This window comes from Streptomyces sp. NPDC059009 (assembly GCF_042740175.1).
Classification (GTDB): Bacteria; Actinomycetota; Actinomycetes; order Streptomycetales; family Streptomycetaceae; genus Streptomyces.
Genome location: NZ_JBHYJB010000005.1, coordinates 196,093 through 212,827, shown reverse-complemented (window position 1 = coordinate 212,827; position 16,735 = coordinate 196,093). Strand labels below are relative to the sequence as shown.

Genomic DNA, 16,735 nt, shown 5'->3' with positions numbered 1-16,735 from the left:
GTGTGGTGAGACGCGGGTCTTCCCGCTCTTCCCGCCCCGGCCGAGCGGCGGCTGCCACCGGCCGGGCTGCGGTGCTCACACAGATTCACGGAAGGGCGCCGACCGCGGTTGAACGGCGCCCGTCCCAGGGACCTCATGGGATTCCCGGCGCTGTGACCTGCTGGGACGCGCCGTGGGATGAGACGTCCGGAGACGCCGGGATGCGCGGGGGACGTCGTGGGACGCGGTGAGGCGCGTGGGGCGCGGGGAGCGGGGGAAGGGGAGTGCGGTATGCGCCCCTCCCAGCCCTCTGTTCCCCCTGCCCGGCTCCGCCTCCTCCACACCCGTCTCCCCGCCCCCGGCTTCGGCGGCGACTACAACCCCGAGCAGTGGCCCCCCGAAGTCCACGCCGAGGACGCCGAGTTGATGAAGGCGGCGGGCGTCAGCCTGGTCACGCTCGGCATCTTCGGCTGGGCCACCTCCGAACCCACCCCCGGCGCCCATGACTTCGGCTGGCTCGACCCCCACATGGACAGCCTCGCGGACGCGGGCATCGCGGTGTGCCTCGCCACCATGACCGCGTCGCCGCCGCCCTGGCTGGCCCGCCGCCATCCCGAGACGCTCCCCGTCCTCGACGACGGCACCCGTCTGCACCCCGGCTCCCGCCAGCACTGGTGCCCCTCCAGCCCGGTCTACCGCACCCACGCCGTCCGCCTCGTCGAACGCCTCGCCACCCACTACGCCGGCCATCCGGCCCTCGCCCTGTGGCACATCAACAACGAGTACGGCTGCCACATCTCGCGCCACTGCCACTGCGAGGTCTCCACGGCGGCGTTCCGCGCCTGGCTGCGCGAGCGCTACGGCACCCTCGACGCCCTCAACTCGGCCTGGTCCACGGACTTCTGGTCGCAGCGGTACGCGGCCTGGGACGAGATCCACACTCCGCGCGCCGCCCCCTCCTTCCGCAACCCCGCCCAGCAGCTCGACTACCAGCGCTTCTCCTCCGACGAACTCCTCGCCTGCTACCGCGCCGAACGCGCCGTCCTCGCCCGCCTCACCCCCGACACCCCCGTCACCACCAACTTCGTGCCCGTCGCCAAGACCCTCGACCTGTTCACCTGGGCCCGCGAACTCGACGTCGTCTCCTACGACTCGTATCCCGACCCGCACGACCCCGACGCCGCGCACCGCGCCGCCTTCTCGTACGACGTGATGCGCGGCCTGCGCGACGGACAGCCCTGGCTGCTCCTGGAGCAGGCCCCGGGCGCCGTCAACTGGCGTCCCCACAACGGCCGCAAGCCACCCGGGCGCATGCGCCACGACACCTGGCAGGCCATCGCGCACGGCGCGGACGCGGCGCTCTTCTTCCAGTGGCGCCAGTCACGCGGGGGAGCGGAGAAGTTCCACTCGGCGATGGTCCCGCACGGCGGCCCCGGCACCCGCACCTTCCGCGAAGTCACGGAACTGGGGCGCGAGTTGAGGAAGTATCCGGAGCTCCTCGGCGCGCGCCCCGCCCCCGCCGACGCCGCCCTCCTCCTCGACTGGCCCAACTGGTGGGCCCTCGAACTCGACGCCCACCCCAGCACCCGCCTCTCCTACCTGGACGCGGCCCTCGCCCACCACAAGCCCCTGTACGACGCGTCGGTGGCCTGCGACATCGTCCCCACCGACGCGGACCTGACCCGCTACCGCCTCCTCCTCGTCCCGCACCTCTACGCGGTGAGCGAGGAGACGGCCGCCCGCCTCACCCGGTACGTCCACGACGGCGGCACCCTCGTCCTGTCGTACTTCTCCGGCATCGTCGACGAGCACGACCGCGTCCACCTCGGCGGCTACCCGGCGCCCTTCCGGGAGGTGCTCGGGCTGTGCGTGGAGGAGTTCGCGCCGCGCCCCGACGGGAGCTGGGCGGAGGTGATCCGGCTGGAGGGAGCGGAGGCGGTCATGGCCTTCGAGGGCGAGCTGGACGGTCTTCCCGCCGTGACCCGGCACGCATACGGGGCGGGCACCGCCTGGTACCTGGGCATGCTCCCCGGCCCGCCCGCGCTCCGCACACTCCTCGACCGGATCCGGGCGGAGGCCAGGGTCCACCCCGTCCTCCCGGACCTCCCGGACGGCGTCCAGGCCCGCACCCGGATCACGGCGGACGGCCGCAGCCTGCACATCGTCCTCGACGAGCGCGCCCTGACGGTGGACGTCAGAGAAGGTGACCGTCGTTGATGCGCGGCCCCAACTCCCGTGCCAGGGCCACCGCGAGAGCCCGGAAGATCCGCACTTCCGAGCTGTCGTCGCCCGCGCGCACCGCGAGATAGCTGCTCTCCCACGGGGCGTCCACGATGGGCACGAACGTCGCGCCGGGCCATGCGTAGTAGCGGGCGAAGGACCACAGCCCCGAGCCCGCGGCCCGCCCCGTCACGACGCCGGTGAGGACCTCCTGCGGCGTGACGGCGTACTCGGTGCTGCGGCGCTGGGCCTCCTGGTCGAAGTACAGGTAGTCGGTGAAGGTGCGCGGGGTGTGCCGGGGCAGCCGCACGAAGGGCAGCTCGGCGATGTCGGCGACGGTCGCCCCTCCCTTGCGGGCATCGGCGAGCGGGGACCGGGCGGGCACGGCCACGATGCGCTGCTCCGTCGTCATGACGTCGACGGCGATCCGCTCGTCATCGGGGTCGGGCCGTACGAAGGCGACGTCGACACGGTCCTCGACGAGCGCGGAGACATGCTCGGTGAAGTCCAACTGCCGGGTGACGACCGGCACGTCGGGCCGCGCCCGCCGATAGGCGTTGATCGCGGCCGGGGTCAGCTCGGCCGACCCGTGCCCCATGATCCCCACCCGCAGCGGCCGCTCCGGCGACGGCCCCCGGCCGCCGTGACGGTGCGATGCCCCCTCGGCCATGTCGGCCAGGTCCGCCACGGCGGCGTTCGACGCGGCGAGCAGCACGCGCGCGTGCCCCGCCAGCCGCACGCCCGCCGGGGTCGGCACGACGGGGCTCGCGCTCCGGTCGAGCAGCACGGCACCGAGGTCGGTCTCCAGACGGCGCACGTGCTGGGTGACGGCGGGCGGCGACAGGAAGAGCCGCGCCGCGGCCCGCCCGAAGTGTCCTTCCTCCACGACGGCCAGAAAGGAGGACAGAAGTCGCAGGTCAAGCGCCATGTCTTCCAGCGTACGGCGCCGGCCTCACCCCACCCGCACGCCCTTCACGATTCGTGAACGCGAGCGGCGCGGGGCACGCCGGCCTCCGTACAACTACCCACATGACCAGCACCACCCCGACGAGAACGCCCGCCACCGCCCCGGCACAGGGCCCGCCCTCCCCTCCCGTCCCCGTCCGGCACGGGATCCGCGCCGGATGGATCATGATGGCCTCGGGCTGGAGCGCCAACCAGTTCTCCGCGCTCCTGGGCGCCTACCGCTCCGAGCTCGGCCTCTCCGAGTCCGCGGTGACGGGTCTCTTCGCCCTGTACGTCGTCGGCCTCATCCCGGGCCTCCTGGTCGGCGGCCCGCTGGCCGACCGCGTCGGCCGCCGCCCCGTGGCCCTCACGGCCCTCGCCCTGAACCTGGCGTCGACGCTCATCCTCATGTGCGGCGCGGCCTCGACGCTCCTGCTCTGGCCGGGCCGCTTCCTGACGGGGGTCAGCGCGGGCGCGCTCCTGGCGGCGGGCAGCGCCTGGATCAAGGAGCTCTCCTCCCCGCCGTACGTGTCCCCGTCCACTCCCACCACCACGGCCTCCCGCCGCTCGGGCCTCTACGTCTCGGCGGGCTTCGCCACGGGGGGCCTGGCGGCGGCCCTCATAGCCCAGTGGTCCCCGCACCCGATGGTGACGGCGTACGTGCCCCACGTACTCCTGGCCGCGGCAGCGGGCCTGGCGGCGTGGGCTTGCCCGGAAACGATGGGCCCAGCCGCCCCTGCTGCGGCCGGCAGCCGCACGACGGCTGAGCCTGCCGCTACCGCTGTGGGCAGGCGTTCCGCACGGCGGAACGGGTGGGCACAGCCCACGACGGCGGGTGCGACGAACCAGAAACATCAAGTCACCCACAAGTTCGGCCGCACCGTAATCCCGCTGGCCCCCTGGGTCTTCGCCGCCCCCGCCACGGGATTCGTCACCCTCCCCGCCCTGGTCCACGGCAACGTGATCTACGCAGGAGTGGCCTCGGCCGTGGTCCCCGGCACGGGCCTCCTCGTCCAGCCCCTGGCCCGCCGCCTGGCGAAAACCCACCGCCTGGCCACCGCGGTGGCCGCCCTCCTCACCATGACGGTGGCCCTGGCCGCGGCCGCGCTCTCGGTTGCCGCGGAGCAGAAGGGAGCAACGCTCGCGTCCGCAGCCGCACTCGGCGCCGGCTACGGATTCGCCCTCACCTACGGCCTCACCGAGACGACCGCCCTCGCCCCGCCCCGCCAACTCGCCCGCCGCACCGCCCACTTCTGGACCGCCGCCTACACCGGCATGCTCACCCCGTACGCCTTCACCCTCCTCACCCACTCCGGCGGCCCCCTCACCCCACCCGCCCTGCTCGCCCTGCTCTCCGCACTGGCCGCCGTGACCTGCGGGATTCTCCTGACACTGAACAGGAGTTCGTGACAGAGTCGAGCCGGAACCAGCGAAGTGTGAGTCCGGGGGGAACACAGCGTGACGTACGAGACGGGCGAGACGTACGAGACATATGAAGTGACGGCCGATCAGGTCCACATACCGAGGTCGGACTCCTCGGCCCCCATGGCCGCCTATGTCGCCCGCCCCATCGACCACCCCGGCACCACCCCCCGCCCCGCCATCCTCATCGGCGCCGAACTCTGGGGCCTGACCGACCAGGTCCGCGCCCTCACCCGCGACGTCGCCGCACTCGGCTACGTCGCGGTCGCGCCGGACCTCTACCACCGCGCGGGCCAGGACACCGGCAACGGCTTCGCGGAGAGCGACGAGAACCGCACCCGCGCCTTCGAGCTGGTGTCCCAACTCACCCGCGACGGCGTCGAGTCGGACCTGCGCGCCGCCCTCGCCCACGCGGCCACGCACGCGGGCGCGCACGCCGACAAGGCGGGCATGCTCGGCTTCAGCCTCGGCGGGCACGTCACGTACTTCGCGGCCAGCCGCCTCCCGCTCGCGGCCGCCGCGATCTACTACCCGGGCTGGCTCACCGAGCCCGGCACGGCGCTCAGCCGTCCCGACGCGCTGCTCTCCGCCACGTACGCGATCGCGGGGCACGACACCCGTGTACGGCTGTTCTTCGCGGAGCTCGACCACGTCATCGACGCCGGACAGCGGGAGGAGACCGCCGCCGCGCTCACCGCGTCCGGGGTCCGGCACGACATCACCGTCTACCCGGGGGCGCAGCACGCGTTCTTCGTCCCCGGCCGCCCGGCGTACGCGAAGGCGGCGGCCGAGGACTCCTGGGGCCGGGTGGCAGCCCTGTTCGCGGAGGAACTGGGCTGACACCGAGGCCCTTCAGGGGTTACGGACCCTCGTCGAGCGAGATGGCCTGCACGGGGCAGACCCGCACCGCCTCCCGCACCAGGGCTCCCGACAGCTTCTCCTCGTAGCCGGGCAGCAGCTCGCTGAACCCGTCGTCGTCCTGTGTGAAGACCTCCGGCGAGGTCAGCACGCACTGCCCGGCGCCGATGCACTTGTCCTTGTCGATGTCGATACGGCGACTGCTACGACTGCTGTCACTGCTCACGCTCACAACTCACCCCAGGCGACGGGAAGTTCCACCAGCCCCTGCAACGTATCGCCCGGCTTGTGCCGCACCTGCGCAACCGGAACGGCGAGCCGCAGATCCGGGATCCGCTCGAAGAGCGTCCGCAGCGCGATCTCCAGCTCCACCCGCGCCAGGTTCTGCCCCAGGCACTGGTGCACGCCGAAGCCGAACGCGACGTGGTGGCGGGCGGACCGCGCCACGTCCAGGTGGTCCGGGTCCGGATACCGCGCGTCGTCCCGGTTGATGGTGGACGTGGCGAACATGACGCCCTCGCCGGCCCGGATGGTCACGCCGCCCACCTCGATGTCCTCGGCGGCGACCCGCTGCAGCCCCTCGGCGATCGACAGGAAGCGCAGCAGCTCCTCCACGGCCCCCGGCAGCAGCTCCGGGTCCGCCCGCAACGCGGCCAGCTGGTCCGGGTGTTCGAGGAGCGTGAAGGTGCCGAGCGAGATCATGTTGGCGGTCGTCTCGTGTCCGGCGACCAGCAGTACGAGCGCCATCCACGTCAGGTCCTCGCGTTCGAGGTCGCCCTCCCGCAGCTGGCCGTGGATCAGCTGGTCGAGGATCCCCTCACCCGCGCCCTCCGCCGCCCCACGCTCCTTCTTCCCGATCAAATCCCGCAGGTAGTCGAGGAGTTGGTCGCGTCCGACCTCCGCCTCCGCCGCCGTGCGGCCCCGCAGCAGCCGGCGCGAGGCGGACTCGAAGAACTCGTGGTCCGCGTACGGGACGCCGAGCAGCTCGCAGATCACCATGGACGGCACCGGCAGCGCGAAGTCCGCGACCAGCTCGGACGGCGGGCCCTTCTCCAGGACGTCGTCGAGCAGCCCGTCCACGATGAGCTGGATCCGGGGCCGCAGGGCGGCGATCCGCTTCACCCCGAACGCCGGGATCAGCATGCGCCGCTGCCGGTTGTGCTCCGGGTCGTCCACGCCGAGCAGCGGCGTCGGCCGGGTACGGGACTGGTCGAAGCGGGGCGCGACGACGGGGAAGTCATTGCGCTGCCGGTCGCTGGAGAGCCGGGCGTCGGTCAGCAGCGCCTGCGCCTCGGCGTGCCCGGTGACCAGCCACGCCTCGTGCCCGTCGTAGAGGGTCACGCGGTGGACGGGGCCCTGCTGGGCGGGGGCGCGGTAGTCGGCGGGCGGGTGGTAGGGGCAGGTGCGGTCCTGCGGGAAGGGAATGGCTTCGGCCATGAGGGCCTCCGAGCTGTACGGAGCTATACGGATGGCGTTGCTGTGCGGAGCTGTACGGACGGTGTCGCTGTGCGGAGCTATACGGATGGGCGCTCCGCTTCCCACTCCATGCCCGCTGCACGTACCCCGTACATGCACGGTTCGGCCAAGTGGGCGGGGTATGCGACAGATGGTCCGCATTGGGCCGAGAAGCGCTCAACTCTTTCCCCGTACTCCCCGCTCACCCCTCGACTCCGCCCGCGATCGGCCCGGCCCACAACCGGAATTGGCGCGATCTGACCCCTCGCCGCTCCCGCTCCCGCCCCCGCTCCCACGGGGACTGCCCTCACGGCTTGCGCGCACGGAAGCGGAAGCCACGGACCTCGGGGTGCAGGTCCACCACGACGTCCGTGAAGCCGACGGCCTCCAGCCGGTCCGGGAGCCCGTCCGGATCCACGACGTTCATGGTGTCCAGGAAGTGCAGGATCCGGAAGCGCGGGCTCGACAGGCTGTCGCTGCCCGCGAAGACTCCGCCGGGCCGCAGCACGCGGAACGCCTCGGCGAAGATCCGGTCCTGGAGCGCGGTGGTGGGCACATGATGCAACATCGTGAAGCACACGACGGACGTGAACACCGCGTCCTCAAGCGGTAGTCGAGAGGCGTCCGCGTGCAGGATGCGCGCCTGTTCGCCCCACTGCCCGGCGAGCAGGGCGGCGGTCTTCTCATCAATCTCAACGGCGGTCATGCGCGCCACCCGCCGCACGAGAACACGCAGGTTGGCCCCGTACCCCGGCCCGACCTCCAGCAGATCGTCCCCCAACTCCACCTTCTCCAGGGCCCACGGCAGCAGCCGTTCCTCGACGGCCTGGGCCCACTCCTCGGAGCTGCACAGCTTGCGATGCACTCGGTTCATCGGCATGCGCACGACGCTAGGAGGAACGTCCTCGTGTCCACCACGGGCTACGCTGCCAACTCATGTCGCCAACCGGACACGACTCCTTGGGCGCGGTCTTCGTCGGAGACTTCCCGCTCCGGCGCGGCACGGTGTTCGCCCGCCACTGGCACCCCTTCCATCAACTGGCCTGGTCCACCGAGGGGTTGCTGCGCGTCGGCACGGACCGCGGCAGCTGGCTGCTCCCGCCCTCCCTCGCCCTCTGGATCCCCGCGGGCCTGCCCCACACCACGGCGGCGGGCCCGACCGGTTCGGCGGCGCTGCGCAGCCCGTACGTGGATCCGGCCCACTGCCCCGGCGCCTGGACCGAACCCACCGTCCTGGCCGTGGGCCCGCTCCTGAGCGCCCTCATCGACCACCTCTCGCGCCCCGACCTCACCCCGCCCGCACGATCCCGGGCGGAAGCCGTCCTCCTGGACGCCCTGGAACCCGTACCGGAGCTACGGAGCATCACCCTGACCGAACCGACGGACCCACGGGCGCGGAAGGTGGCGCGGGCCCTGTCCGAACACCCCGCGGACACACGCACGTTGACGGACTGGGGCGAGTGGACGGACACCAGCGCCCGCACCCTGGCCCGCCTCTTCCGCGCCGAGACGGGCATGGCCTTCGGCCAGTGGCGCGAGCGGCTGCGGATGCGCGCGGCGATGCCGCACCTGGCGGCGGGCCGCACGACGGAGGCGGTCGCGGCCCGGGTCGGCTACGCGTCGGCGAGCTCGTTCGTGGCGGCGTTCCGGCGGGTGGTGGGGGTGACGCCGCGAAGATACTTTCCGAAATCATCTACTGCAAAAGGGAGTCAGTGGTGCGGGTGGACGTGAGTGAGCTGACGGAGGCCGAGCGGCGCGTGTGGGAGGCGTACCCGTCCGGGCGGACCGTCGACTTCCGGGAGCGCCGCAGGGAACCGGCCGACGACGGCGCGAACTGGGGCCCTGAGCGCACGGTGCGCGCGGAGGTCCTCCGCACCCTCCTCCTGGACGGCCCCCGCGCGGCGGGCGAGATCCCCTACCTCCACGTCAGGGGCGCCCGCATCACCGGAAAGCTGGACCTCCAGTACGCGGAGGTCGCGGGCCCGATCCACCTGTGGTCCTGCTACTTCGACGAGGAACTGAACCTGTACGGGGCGCAGTTGCGCCAGCTGAACCTGGGCTACTCCGTCCTGCCCGGCGTGAACGCGATCGCGCTGCGCGTGGACGGCTCGGTCCGCATGTCGGGCTGCCGCGTCACCCCGGGCCCCATCCGGCTCGGCGGCGCCCGGATCACCGGGGCGCTCTTCTTCGAGTCCGCGCACCTCGGCGCCCCGGACAGTCCGCTCGACGAGCCGGTCCTCGCCCTCAACCGCGCGACGATCGACGACGACCTCCGGGCCGACGAGGGCTTCACCGCCCACGGCCTGGTCCGCCTCTCGGGCGCGGTCGTCGCCGGGAACATCACGTTCGACGACGCGGTCCTCAGCAACCCGGGCGGGACGGCCCTGCACGCCTCCAACCTCAGCGCGGGGACGGACTTCAACGCGATGCGGCTCACGGCGCACGGCCGCCTCAACTTCCTCGGTGCCCGCCTCACCGGCCGGCTGAACCTGGAGGCCGCCCGCCTCGCCAACCCGGGCGGCACGGCCCTGCGCGTCAGCGGCCTCGCCGCGAGCGCCCTCTACCTCGACGGTGCCCGGCCCATCCAGGGGACCGTCACCCTGCGCAGCGGCCAGCTCGAGTACCTCCACATAGCCCCCGAGACGTGGCCCGACGAGGTCCGCCTCGACGGACTGACCTACACCCGGCTCGGCCCGCACGAGCCCGCGGAACGCCGCCTGGAGGTCCTGTCCCGCGACACGGACGGCTATGTCTCCTTCGCGTACGAGCAGCTCACCGCCGCGTACCGGCGCATGGGCGACGACGCCTCCGCCCGCACCGTCCAACTGGCCAAACTCCGCCGCCACCGCTCCACGCTGCCCCGCTACGCCCGCCCCTGGGGCTACCTCCAGGACGCCACGGTCGGCTACGGCTTCCGACCCACGAGAGCCGCGATCTGGCTCCTCTCCCTCTTCCTGACGGGCTCCCTCGCCTACGGTCTCCACCACCCCCACCCCCTGAAGGCAGGCGAGGCCCCCGACTTCAACCCGGTCTTCTACACCCTCGACCTGCTCCTCCCGATCATCAGCTTCGGCCAGGAGGAGGCATTCGCCCCGAAGGGCGCCTACCAGTGGCTCTCGTACGCGCTGATCGTCACGGGCTGGACGCTGGCGACGACCATCGCGGCGGGGATCACCCGGGCGATCAACCGGCAGTGAGAGAAGCGGTGTCGGGGGTGTTGTCCTCGGCGACTCACTGATGACTTGATCCAGGAGTACCTTCCGTACTGGGGCATGGGCACGGGGGGCCGAGATGGAGCTGAGCCAGCTGTCGGAGGCCGAGCTGCGGGTGTGGGAGGCGTTTCCCGTGGGGCGCACCGTCGATTTCCGGGAGCGGCATCGGGAGCCCGCGGACGGTGGGGAGGGGTGGGGGGACGAGCGGACCGTGCGGGCCGAAGTGCTGCGGGCCCTGCTCATCGAAGAGCCCCGGCAGACCGGTGAGACGCCCGTACTGAGAATTGCCGGTGCCCGGATCAGCGGCAAGCTCGACCTCCAGTACGCGGAGATCGACGCGCCCATGCACCTCTGGTCCTGCTACTTCGACGACAAACTCGACCTGTACGGCGCACAGTTGAGGCAGCTGAACCTGGGCCGGTCCGTGCTGCCCGGCCTGTACGGGGCCGGGCTGCGCGTCGACGGCTCGCTGCGGATGACCGGCTGCCGGGTCCGCGGCCCCGTCCGGCTCGGCGGCGCCCGTATCGCCGGGGCGCTCTTCATCGACGGCGCCCGGCTCGGCGAGGCCCACGTCCCCCTCTCCGAACCCGTCCTCGCCCTCAACCGTGCCACCATCGACGACGACCTCCAGGCCGACGGCGGCCTCATCGCCCACGGACTGGTCCGCCTCTCGGGCGCCGTCGTCGCCGGGAACATCACCTTCGACTACGCGGTCCTCAGCAACCCCGGCGGAACCGCCCTGCACGCCTCCAACCTCAGCGGCGGCACCGACCTGCATGCCATGCGCCTCACCGCCCACGGCCGCGTCAACCTGCGCGGCGCCCGCATCCCCGGCCAGCTCAACTTCGCCTACGCCCGCCTCGCCAACCCCGGCGGCATGGCCCTGCGCGCCAGCAGCGTCTCCGCGGGAGAGCTCTGGTTCCGCGAGGCCGCGCCCATCGAGGGCCGTGTCACCCTGCGCCGCGCCCAGGTCAACCTGCTGCACATCTCCCCGGAGACCTGGCCGCAGGTGGTCCGCCTCGACGGCCTGACCTACGCGACCCTCGACCCCCACGAGCCCGCCGAGCGCCGCCTCGAAGTCCTGGAGCGGGACATGGACGGCTACGTCCCGTACGAGTACGAGCAGCTCACCGCCGCCTACCGCCGCATCGGCGACGACGCGGCCGCCCGCACGGTCCAGCTGGCGAAACTCCGCCGCCATCGCGGGACGCTCCGCTGGTACGCGAAGACCTGGGGCCAGGTCCAGGACGGCACCGTCGGCTACGGCTTCCGCCCGGCGCGGGCCGCGATCTGGCTCCTCTCCCTGCTCCTGACCGGGTCTCTCGCCTACGGCTTCCACCACCCCCGCCCCCTGAAGGCCGACGAGGCCCCCGACTTCAACCCGGTCTTCTACACCCTGGACCTGATGCTCCCGATCATCGGCTTCGGCCAGGAGGAGCGCTTCGCCCCCGACGGCGTCTACCAGTGGCTCTCGTACGCGCTGATCGTGACTGGCTGGACGCTGGCGACGACGATCGCGGCGGGCATCACTCGCGCGATCAACCGGCAGTAGGAGCAGCCGGTTTGAGTGGTCAGCGGCACAGCGCCTGGTCCACCAGCCTCTCCACTCGCGGCATGGTCGCCTTGTCTGCCGGCTGCATCGTCACCGCCACGTCGGCCGCCCGGCCGTCGCCCGTGACGCCGCCCCGCGTCTCGTACCCCGGGAAGCTGCCGCCGTGGCCCCAGTAGACCCCGCCGCACGACAGCGGCGTGCGCACGAGCCCGAGGCCGTAGCGGGCGCCGTCCGCGAAGGGGGCTCCGGCGGGCACGGTCCTGCGCATCTGGTCCAGCTGGGCCTTCGGGAGGAGTTCACCGTCCATGAGCGCGCCGAAGAACCGGTTGAGGTCGGAGTTGGTGGAGACGAGCTGACCCGCCGCCCAGGCCCAGGAGGGGTCCATCTCCGTGATGTCCCGCAAGGGCGCGCCCGCCGCCTCCCGGTAGTAGCCCTTGGGGTGCGGGCCCCGGATCGTCGCGTCACCGGGGGCGGGGAAGTAGGTGTGGCGCAGCCCTATGCGCTGGATGACGCGCCGGTCGATCTCCCCGGCGAGGGACCGGTGGGTGACCTTCTCGACGAGGAGCCCGGCCAGCACGTAATTGGTGTTGCTGTAGGCCCACTTGGACCCCGGGTCGAACTCCGACTTGTACCGCAGCGCGATGCCGAGCAGCTCGCGCGGCTCGTAGCGCTGCGGCTGCAGGTCGGCCTTGGTGTAGTCGGGCAGCCCGCTGGTCTGCTGCAGGATCTCCCGTACGGTGATGCGGCGCCCGTCGATCCCGTCCCCGCGCACGAGGCCCGGCAGGTAGGTGTCGATGTGTTCGTCGAGGCGGATCCTCCCCTCCGCGACGAGCTGCAGCACGGCCACCGCCGTGAAGGTCTTGGTGTTGCTCCCGATCCGCACCCGGCCGTCCCGGGGCACCTCCGCCCCGGTGGCCAGGTCGCCGACGCCCGCGGTGTAGGTACGGGTGGGGCCGTGCTTTCCCCGCACGCTCGCCAGCGCGCCGGGCACGCCGTCGTCGCCCCGCACGAGTGCGTCGAGGCCGCGCTGGACGGTGTCGTGCCGGGGGGAGGGGGAGGCCGCCGCGGCAGGCGCGAGGGCGCCCACCGTGATGGCACCCACGGCCACGGCCACCGCTGCCGACACGGAACGAGACCTCTGCCATACCTGTGCGCGCACGAGCCAACTCCTGGGGAGACGCTGGGAAACCACCGGCCTGTGCCGGTCTGCCGGTCCCAGCATTTCCGGGCGCGGGTACGCGGGGCGATCCTGCTGACCGCCCGGTCCAGGTAGGGCTAACCCCCCGCCGCCTAGGCCAGCGCGTCGACGAAGACCTGCCAGGCGGCGGCGCCGATGAGGAGGGCGGGGCCTTCCGGGGCCTTGCTGTCGCGGACGGGGACGAGGCCGGGGACGTTGTCGGCTACCTCGACGCAGTTGCCGCCCTCGCCGTTGCTGTAGCTGCTCTTGCGCCAGCAGGCGTTGCTCAGGTCGTACTCGCGCATCGTCTGAAGTCCTCAGCCGCCGACTCGATCAGGGCGAGGGACGCCTCCGGCGACAACGCGGCGCCCCTGAGCAGATCGTAAGCTCGCTGTGCTCGTGCCACCACCGCCGGTTCGTCGATGAGGGTTCCCGAAAACGAGGTCTCTGTATAGGCGGTTGGCGGCGCATCCTCGAAGTCCATGAGCCTCAGGTCTCCGCCCATGGAGGCGTATGCCCCCACGCCGCAAGGCAGCACCGCCACCCACACATGCCGCGCACGCATCAGCGCGGCGATGTGACCCAGCTGCTCGGCCATGACGGCCGGTCCGCCCACCGGAGTGCGCAGCACGTTCTCATGCAGCACCACCCAATACTCGGGCCTTGTAGCGTCCTTGAGGATCTGGGCCCGTTCCAGTCGGCCGGACACCTTCTCCTCGACGTACTCGTCCGTGACGAACGGGTTGGCCGCGACGGTCACCGCTCGTGCGTATGCGGCGATCTGCAAGAGTCCGGGGATCACCGTCGGTGCGAACTCACAGATCCGCGTAGCCAACGCCTCCAGCTCCACGACCGCAGCAAAGTAATCCGCATACCGCGTGTCATCGATCAGCTTCCGGCACATCCGCTCGAAAAAGCCATCGGTTTGTAGTGCCGCATCAATTCGCTGAGCCACGTCCAACTGCGGCTTGCGAATGGCCTGTTCGAATTGGCCGATGTATCCGCCGGATACGAAAACCCGCACTCCCAGTGCCGACTGGCTGAGCCCGGCATCCTCCCGGCGCCGCTTCAACTCCAGCCCGAAGAACTCCCAAGCCGCCTGCCTCGAACCGTTGGCCATGGCCAACCCACCTCCACAGCCCCGCAGTTGTAGAGTCCAGCCCTCTCCCGACCGTACGCGAAAACCGTCACCGTAGTGACACGAAGAGTGAAACCCGACGGGAAAGGGGAGCCACGTGTCGGACGAGCAGGCACAAGCGGTGGAGGACGTCGTGAAGGAATTGCGAACTGCCCTGACAAGGGCCGGAATTACGTTGCCCTCACTGGGTATTGACCCCGTCTCGCTGGCACGAGAGGCGCCCCGCCCCCTCGTGGAGCTCGGCCGCTGCGACCTGGGAGCGGCGGAACGGCTCACCAAGGCGCTGGGGGCTCACCCATGACGAGGCTCCCCATCGGCTCGTACGCCGTGGACACCAGCACCGGCCAGGTGGGCCGGGTGATGGGGCACGAGGGCCCGTACGTCCAGCTCCGCCCGTACGGGGGCGGGAAGGAGTGGGACTGCGTCCCGGGCGCGCTGCGCACGGCGACCACGTCCGAGCGGCTGCGCGCGGCGACGGCGTACGCGAACGCGAGGAGCCGGGGGGAGGTGCCTTGACGGTTCAGCCGTACCAGGTGATGTTGCAGACGTAGACGCACTCGTGACGGGGTACGGGCAGGAAGCTGATGAAGCCGCGTCCGCCGAGAAAGTCGAACTCGCTCCTCGCTCGGGTTCCAGTCCCAGCATCAGTCGCTCACAGGCCGGTCTCCGCTTCCGCCGCGTCCCGGATGTGCCGGATCTCCGCGATCGCGTCCGTCGGGTCCTCGTTCCCGGCGTCCACGAGCCGCTCCAGCTCGCGCAGCCGGGCCGCGCGCTGCGGGTGCCGCTCGATCGCGACGAAGACGGCCCACGAGTGGATGAACGCGCGCAGGGGGGCGAGACTCTGCGTCTGCTGGGCGTTCGTCGTCGCCTCGAACAGGTGCTGGGTGAGCGCGGGGACCCGGCTGGGCGCGATCCGTGCGACCGCGGCACGCAGTGCGTCGGGCGTCGGCTCGGGCATCGGGATCAGCGGCCCGTACGGGCCATCGGGCTGGGCACTCACAGGGGCCTCCGGGGCGGGTGGTGATGGCCCTCGTGCGCTACCGGCCCGGCGGGTAGGGCGAGGTGAAACCCGCGCGCCCGAAGGGTGGGGCGGCCACCCCGACCGCACCCGCCCACGCCGTACGCGAGAATGACCCCATGAGTCTGTTCCGTGATGACGGCATCGTGCTGCGCACCCAGAAGCTGGGCGAGGCCGACCGCATCATCACGCTCCTCACGCGCGGCCATGGGCGGGTACGGGCCGTGGCCCGGGGCGTGCGGCGCACCAAGTCCAAGTTCGGGGCCCGCCTCGAACCCTTCTCCCACGTCGACGTGCAGTTCTTCGCGCGGGGAAGTGAACTCATCGGGCGCGGGCTCCCGTTGTGCACACAGAGTGAGACCATCGCTCCGTACGGTGGCGGGATCGTCACCGACTACGCCCGCTACACCGCCGGTACGGCCATGCTGGAGACGGCGGAGCGGTTCACCGACCATGAAGGTGAGCCGGCCGTGCAGCAGTATCTGCTCCTCGTCGGCGGGCTGCGCACCCTCTCGCGCGGCGAGCACGAGCCGCACCTCGTCCTCGACGCCTTCCTGCTCCGCTCCCTCGCCGTGAACGGTTACGCGCCCAGCTTCAGCGACTGCGCCAAGTGCGGTCTGCCGGGCCCCAACCGGTTCTTCTCCGTCGGGGCGGGCGGATCGATATGCGGTGACTGCCGGGTGCCCGGAAGTGTCGTACCGTCGGCGGAGGCCCTCGCGCACCTCGCGGCGCTGCTGACCGGTGACTGGGCGACGGCCGACGCCTGTGAGGCACGCCACGCCCGCGAGGGCAGCGGCCTCGTATCGGCCTATCTGCACTGGCACTTGGAGCGCGGACTGCGCTCGCTACGGTACGTAGAAAAGACCTGACCCCACACACTGGAGAGCCCCCCATGGCACGACGCGGCATCCTCGGACGGTCCCGCCGTGAGTACAAGGCCCCCGAACTGCACCCCTCGGGCGCGCGGCCGCCGAAGATCCCCGGCGAGCTGGTGCCCAAGCACGTCGCCATCGTCATGGACGGGAACGGGCGGTGGGCGAAGGAGCGGGGGCTGCCCCGCACCGAGGGGCACAAGGTCGGCGCCGAGCGGGTCCTCGACGTGCTGCAGGGCGGCATCGAGATGGGCGTGGGCGCGATCTCCCTGTACGCCTTCTCCACCGAGAACTGGAAGCGCTCCCCGGACGAGGTGAAGTTCCTCATGAACTTCAACCGCGACTTCATCCGCAAGACCCGTGACCAGCTGGACGATTTGGGCGTGCGGGTGCGCTGGGTGGGCCGGATGCCCAAGCTGTGGAAGTCGGTCGCCCGGGAGCTGGAGATCTCCCAGGAGCAGACCAAGGGCAACGACAAGCTGACCCTGTACTTCTGCATGAACTACGGCGGGCGGGCCGAGATCGCCGACGCCGCGCAGGCCCTCGCCGCGGACGTGAAGGCGGGCCGCCTCGACCCGTCGAAGGTGAACGAGAAGACCTTCGCGAAGTACCTGTACTACCCGGACATGCCGGACGTGGACCTCTTCCTGCGGCCCAGCGGCGAGCAGCGCACCTCCAACTACCTTCTCTGGCAGAGCGCTTACGCCGAGATGGTCTTCCAGGATGTGCTGTGGCCGGACTTCGACCGGCGCGACCTGTGGCGGGCCTGCCTGGAGTTCGCCTCCCGCGACCGCCGCTTCGGCGGCGCGATCCCGAACGAGCTGCAGGTCAAGAAGGACTGAGTCCCGCGTACGGGAGAAGTCCCGCATACGGGAGAGGGGCCCGCA

General features: G+C 71.6%; 18 protein-coding genes. 10 read left to right on the top strand and 8 right to left on the bottom strand.

Going from position 1 to position 16,735, the window contains the following annotated elements:
• Positions 1-270: 270 nt before the first annotated feature.
• Complete coding sequence (locus ACFWYM_RS07370; RefSeq protein ID WP_384831342.1) at positions 271-2,196, top strand: beta-galactosidase; 1,926 nt, start codon at positions 271-273, stop codon at positions 2,194-2,196.
• Here the strand turns inward: ACFWYM_RS07370 and ACFWYM_RS07365 are convergent.
• Positions 2,174-3,127 (bottom strand): LysR family transcriptional regulator, encoded by a 954-nt coding sequence (locus ACFWYM_RS07365; protein WP_384831339.1) that lies wholly within the window; start codon positions 3,125-3,127, stop codon positions 2,174-2,176. The two genes, ACFWYM_RS07370 and ACFWYM_RS07365, sit on opposite strands and share 23 nt — an antisense overlap.
• Before the next feature lie 101 nt (positions 3,128-3,228).
• On the opposite strand from ACFWYM_RS07365, the gene ACFWYM_RS07360 reads away from it, so the two are divergent.
• Complete coding sequence (locus ACFWYM_RS07360; RefSeq protein ID WP_384831336.1) at positions 3,229-4,554, top strand: MFS transporter; 1,326 nt, start codon at positions 3,229-3,231, stop codon at positions 4,552-4,554.
• Between the two features lie 48 nt (positions 4,555-4,602).
• On the top strand, positions 4,603-5,406 hold the full coding sequence (locus ACFWYM_RS07355; protein WP_384831333.1) for a dienelactone hydrolase family protein: 804 nt from the start codon (positions 4,603-4,605) through the stop codon (positions 5,404-5,406).
• A 19-nt stretch (positions 5,407-5,425) separates the two neighbouring features.
• Here the strand turns inward: ACFWYM_RS07355 and ACFWYM_RS07350 are convergent, their stop codons facing one another.
• From ACFWYM_RS07350 to ACFWYM_RS07340, 3 genes are all read right to left on the bottom strand, one after another.
• A complete protein-coding gene (locus tag ACFWYM_RS07350; protein ID WP_384831330.1) occupies positions 5,426-5,650 on the bottom strand; it encodes a ferredoxin in 225 nt (74 codons plus the stop codon).
• 2 nt (positions 5,651-5,652) lie between these two features.
• Positions 5,653-6,861: a cytochrome P450 gene (locus ACFWYM_RS07345; RefSeq protein WP_384831327.1), complete on the bottom strand. Its 1,209-nt coding sequence runs from the start codon at positions 6,859-6,861 to the stop codon at positions 5,653-5,655.
• Between the two features lie 325 nt (positions 6,862-7,186).
• Positions 7,187-7,759 carry a class I SAM-dependent methyltransferase gene (locus ACFWYM_RS07340; RefSeq protein WP_384831324.1) on the bottom strand — a complete coding sequence of 191 codons (573 nt, stop codon included), beginning with the start codon at positions 7,757-7,759 and terminating at the stop codon, positions 7,187-7,189.
• Positions 7,760-7,815: 56 nt separating this feature from the next.
• On the opposite strand from ACFWYM_RS07340, the gene ACFWYM_RS07335 reads away from it, so the two are divergent.
• The 3 genes from ACFWYM_RS07335 to ACFWYM_RS07325 all read left to right on the top strand — a co-directional run bounded on the left by ACFWYM_RS07335 (position 7,816) and on the right by ACFWYM_RS07325 (position 11,643).
• Positions 7,816-8,610, top strand: coding sequence for an AraC family transcriptional regulator (locus tag ACFWYM_RS07335; protein WP_384831321.1), 795 nt, complete (start codon positions 7,816-7,818; stop codon positions 8,608-8,610).
• Positions 8,601-10,076, top strand: coding sequence for a membrane-associated oxidoreductase (locus ACFWYM_RS07330; protein ID WP_384831510.1), 1,476 nt, complete (start codon positions 8,601-8,603; stop codon positions 10,074-10,076). Before ACFWYM_RS07335 ends, ACFWYM_RS07330 begins: the two co-directional genes overlap by 10 nt.
• A 94-nt stretch (positions 10,077-10,170) precedes the next feature.
• Complete coding sequence (locus tag ACFWYM_RS07325) at positions 10,171-11,643, top strand: membrane-associated oxidoreductase (RefSeq protein WP_384831318.1); 1,473 nt, start codon at positions 10,171-10,173, stop codon at positions 11,641-11,643.
• Positions 11,644-11,662: 19 nt separating this feature from the next.
• On the opposite strand, the gene ACFWYM_RS07320 is transcribed toward ACFWYM_RS07325, so the two are convergent.
• The 3 genes from ACFWYM_RS07320 to ACFWYM_RS07310 all read right to left on the bottom strand — a co-directional run bounded on the left by ACFWYM_RS07320 (position 11,663) and on the right by ACFWYM_RS07310 (position 13,940).
• On the bottom strand, positions 11,663-12,769 hold the full coding sequence (locus tag ACFWYM_RS07320) for a serine hydrolase domain-containing protein (RefSeq protein WP_384831315.1): 1,107 nt from the start codon (positions 12,767-12,769) through the stop codon (positions 11,663-11,665).
• 164 nt (positions 12,770-12,933) lie between these two features.
• Positions 12,934-13,125 (bottom strand): DUF397 domain-containing protein, encoded by a 192-nt coding sequence (locus ACFWYM_RS07315; RefSeq protein WP_384831312.1) that lies wholly within the window; start codon positions 13,123-13,125, stop codon positions 12,934-12,936.
• Entirely contained in the window at positions 13,107-13,940 is an 834-nt protein-coding gene (locus ACFWYM_RS07310; RefSeq protein ID WP_384831309.1) for a helix-turn-helix domain-containing protein, read from the bottom strand. The genes ACFWYM_RS07315 and ACFWYM_RS07310 overlap by 19 nt, the downstream gene beginning before the upstream one ends.
• A gap of 115 nt (positions 13,941-14,055) precedes the next feature.
• Between ACFWYM_RS07310 and ACFWYM_RS07305 the strand changes: the two genes are divergently transcribed.
• Positions 14,056-14,259, top strand: coding sequence for a hypothetical protein (locus ACFWYM_RS07305; protein WP_384831306.1), 204 nt, complete (start codon positions 14,056-14,058; stop codon positions 14,257-14,259).
• Positions 14,256-14,474, top strand: coding sequence for a hypothetical protein (locus tag ACFWYM_RS07300; protein ID WP_384831303.1), 219 nt, complete (start codon positions 14,256-14,258; stop codon positions 14,472-14,474). The genes ACFWYM_RS07305 and ACFWYM_RS07300 overlap by 4 nt, the downstream gene beginning before the upstream one ends.
• Before the next feature lie 136 nt (positions 14,475-14,610).
• On the opposite strand, the gene ACFWYM_RS07295 is transcribed toward ACFWYM_RS07300, so the two are convergent.
• Complete coding sequence (locus ACFWYM_RS07295) at positions 14,611-14,958, bottom strand: DUF6247 family protein (RefSeq protein WP_384831300.1); 348 nt, start codon at positions 14,956-14,958, stop codon at positions 14,611-14,613.
• A gap of 137 nt (positions 14,959-15,095) precedes the next feature.
• Here ACFWYM_RS07295 and recO point away from each other — a divergent pair, with 137 nt between their 5' ends.
• Together recO and ACFWYM_RS07285 are read left to right on the top strand one after the other, a co-directional pair.
• Positions 15,096-15,845, top strand: coding sequence for a DNA repair protein RecO (gene recO, locus ACFWYM_RS07290; RefSeq protein WP_384831298.1), 750 nt, complete (start codon positions 15,096-15,098; stop codon positions 15,843-15,845).
• A 23-nt stretch (positions 15,846-15,868) separates the two neighbouring features.
• On the top strand, positions 15,869-16,690 hold the full coding sequence (locus tag ACFWYM_RS07285) for an isoprenyl transferase (protein WP_384831295.1): 822 nt from the start codon (positions 15,869-15,871) through the stop codon (positions 16,688-16,690).
• Positions 16,691-16,735 lie beyond the last annotated feature (45 nt).

Excerpts from the sequence above, each read along its gene's own strand:
- ACFWYM_RS07370 (WP_384831342.1), top strand. The coding sequence starts at position 271 with ATGCGCCCCTCCCAGCCCTCTGTTCCCCCTGCCCGGCTCCGCCTCCTC.
- ACFWYM_RS07365 (WP_384831339.1), bottom strand. The coding sequence starts at position 3,127 with ATGGCGCTTGACCTGCGACTTCTGTCCTCCTTTCTGGCCGTCGTGGAG.
- ACFWYM_RS07360 (WP_384831336.1), top strand. The coding sequence starts at position 3,229 with ATGACCAGCACCACCCCGACGAGAACGCCCGCCACCGCCCCGGCACAG.
- ACFWYM_RS07345 (WP_384831327.1), bottom strand. The coding sequence starts at position 6,861 with ATGGCCGAAGCCATTCCCTTCCCGCAGGACCGCACCTGCCCCTACCAC.
- ACFWYM_RS07340 (WP_384831324.1), bottom strand. The coding sequence starts at position 7,759 with ATGCCGATGAACCGAGTGCATCGCAAGCTGTGCAGCTCCGAGGAGTGG.
- ACFWYM_RS07335 (WP_384831321.1), top strand. The coding sequence starts at position 7,816 with ATGTCGCCAACCGGACACGACTCCTTGGGCGCGGTCTTCGTCGGAGAC.
- ACFWYM_RS07325 (WP_384831318.1), top strand. The coding sequence starts at position 10,171 with ATGGAGCTGAGCCAGCTGTCGGAGGCCGAGCTGCGGGTGTGGGAGGCG.
- ACFWYM_RS07315 (WP_384831312.1), bottom strand. The coding sequence starts at position 13,125 with ATGCGCGAGTACGACCTGAGCAACGCCTGCTGGCGCAAGAGCAGCTAC.
- ACFWYM_RS07310 (WP_384831309.1), bottom strand. The coding sequence starts at position 13,940 with ATGGCCAACGGTTCGAGGCAGGCGGCTTGGGAGTTCTTCGGGCTGGAG.
- ACFWYM_RS07300 (WP_384831303.1), top strand. The coding sequence starts at position 14,256 with ATGACGAGGCTCCCCATCGGCTCGTACGCCGTGGACACCAGCACCGGC.
- recO (WP_384831298.1), top strand. The coding sequence starts at position 15,096 with ATGAGTCTGTTCCGTGATGACGGCATCGTGCTGCGCACCCAGAAGCTG.
- ACFWYM_RS07285 (WP_384831295.1), top strand. The coding sequence starts at position 15,869 with ATGGCACGACGCGGCATCCTCGGACGGTCCCGCCGTGAGTACAAGGCC.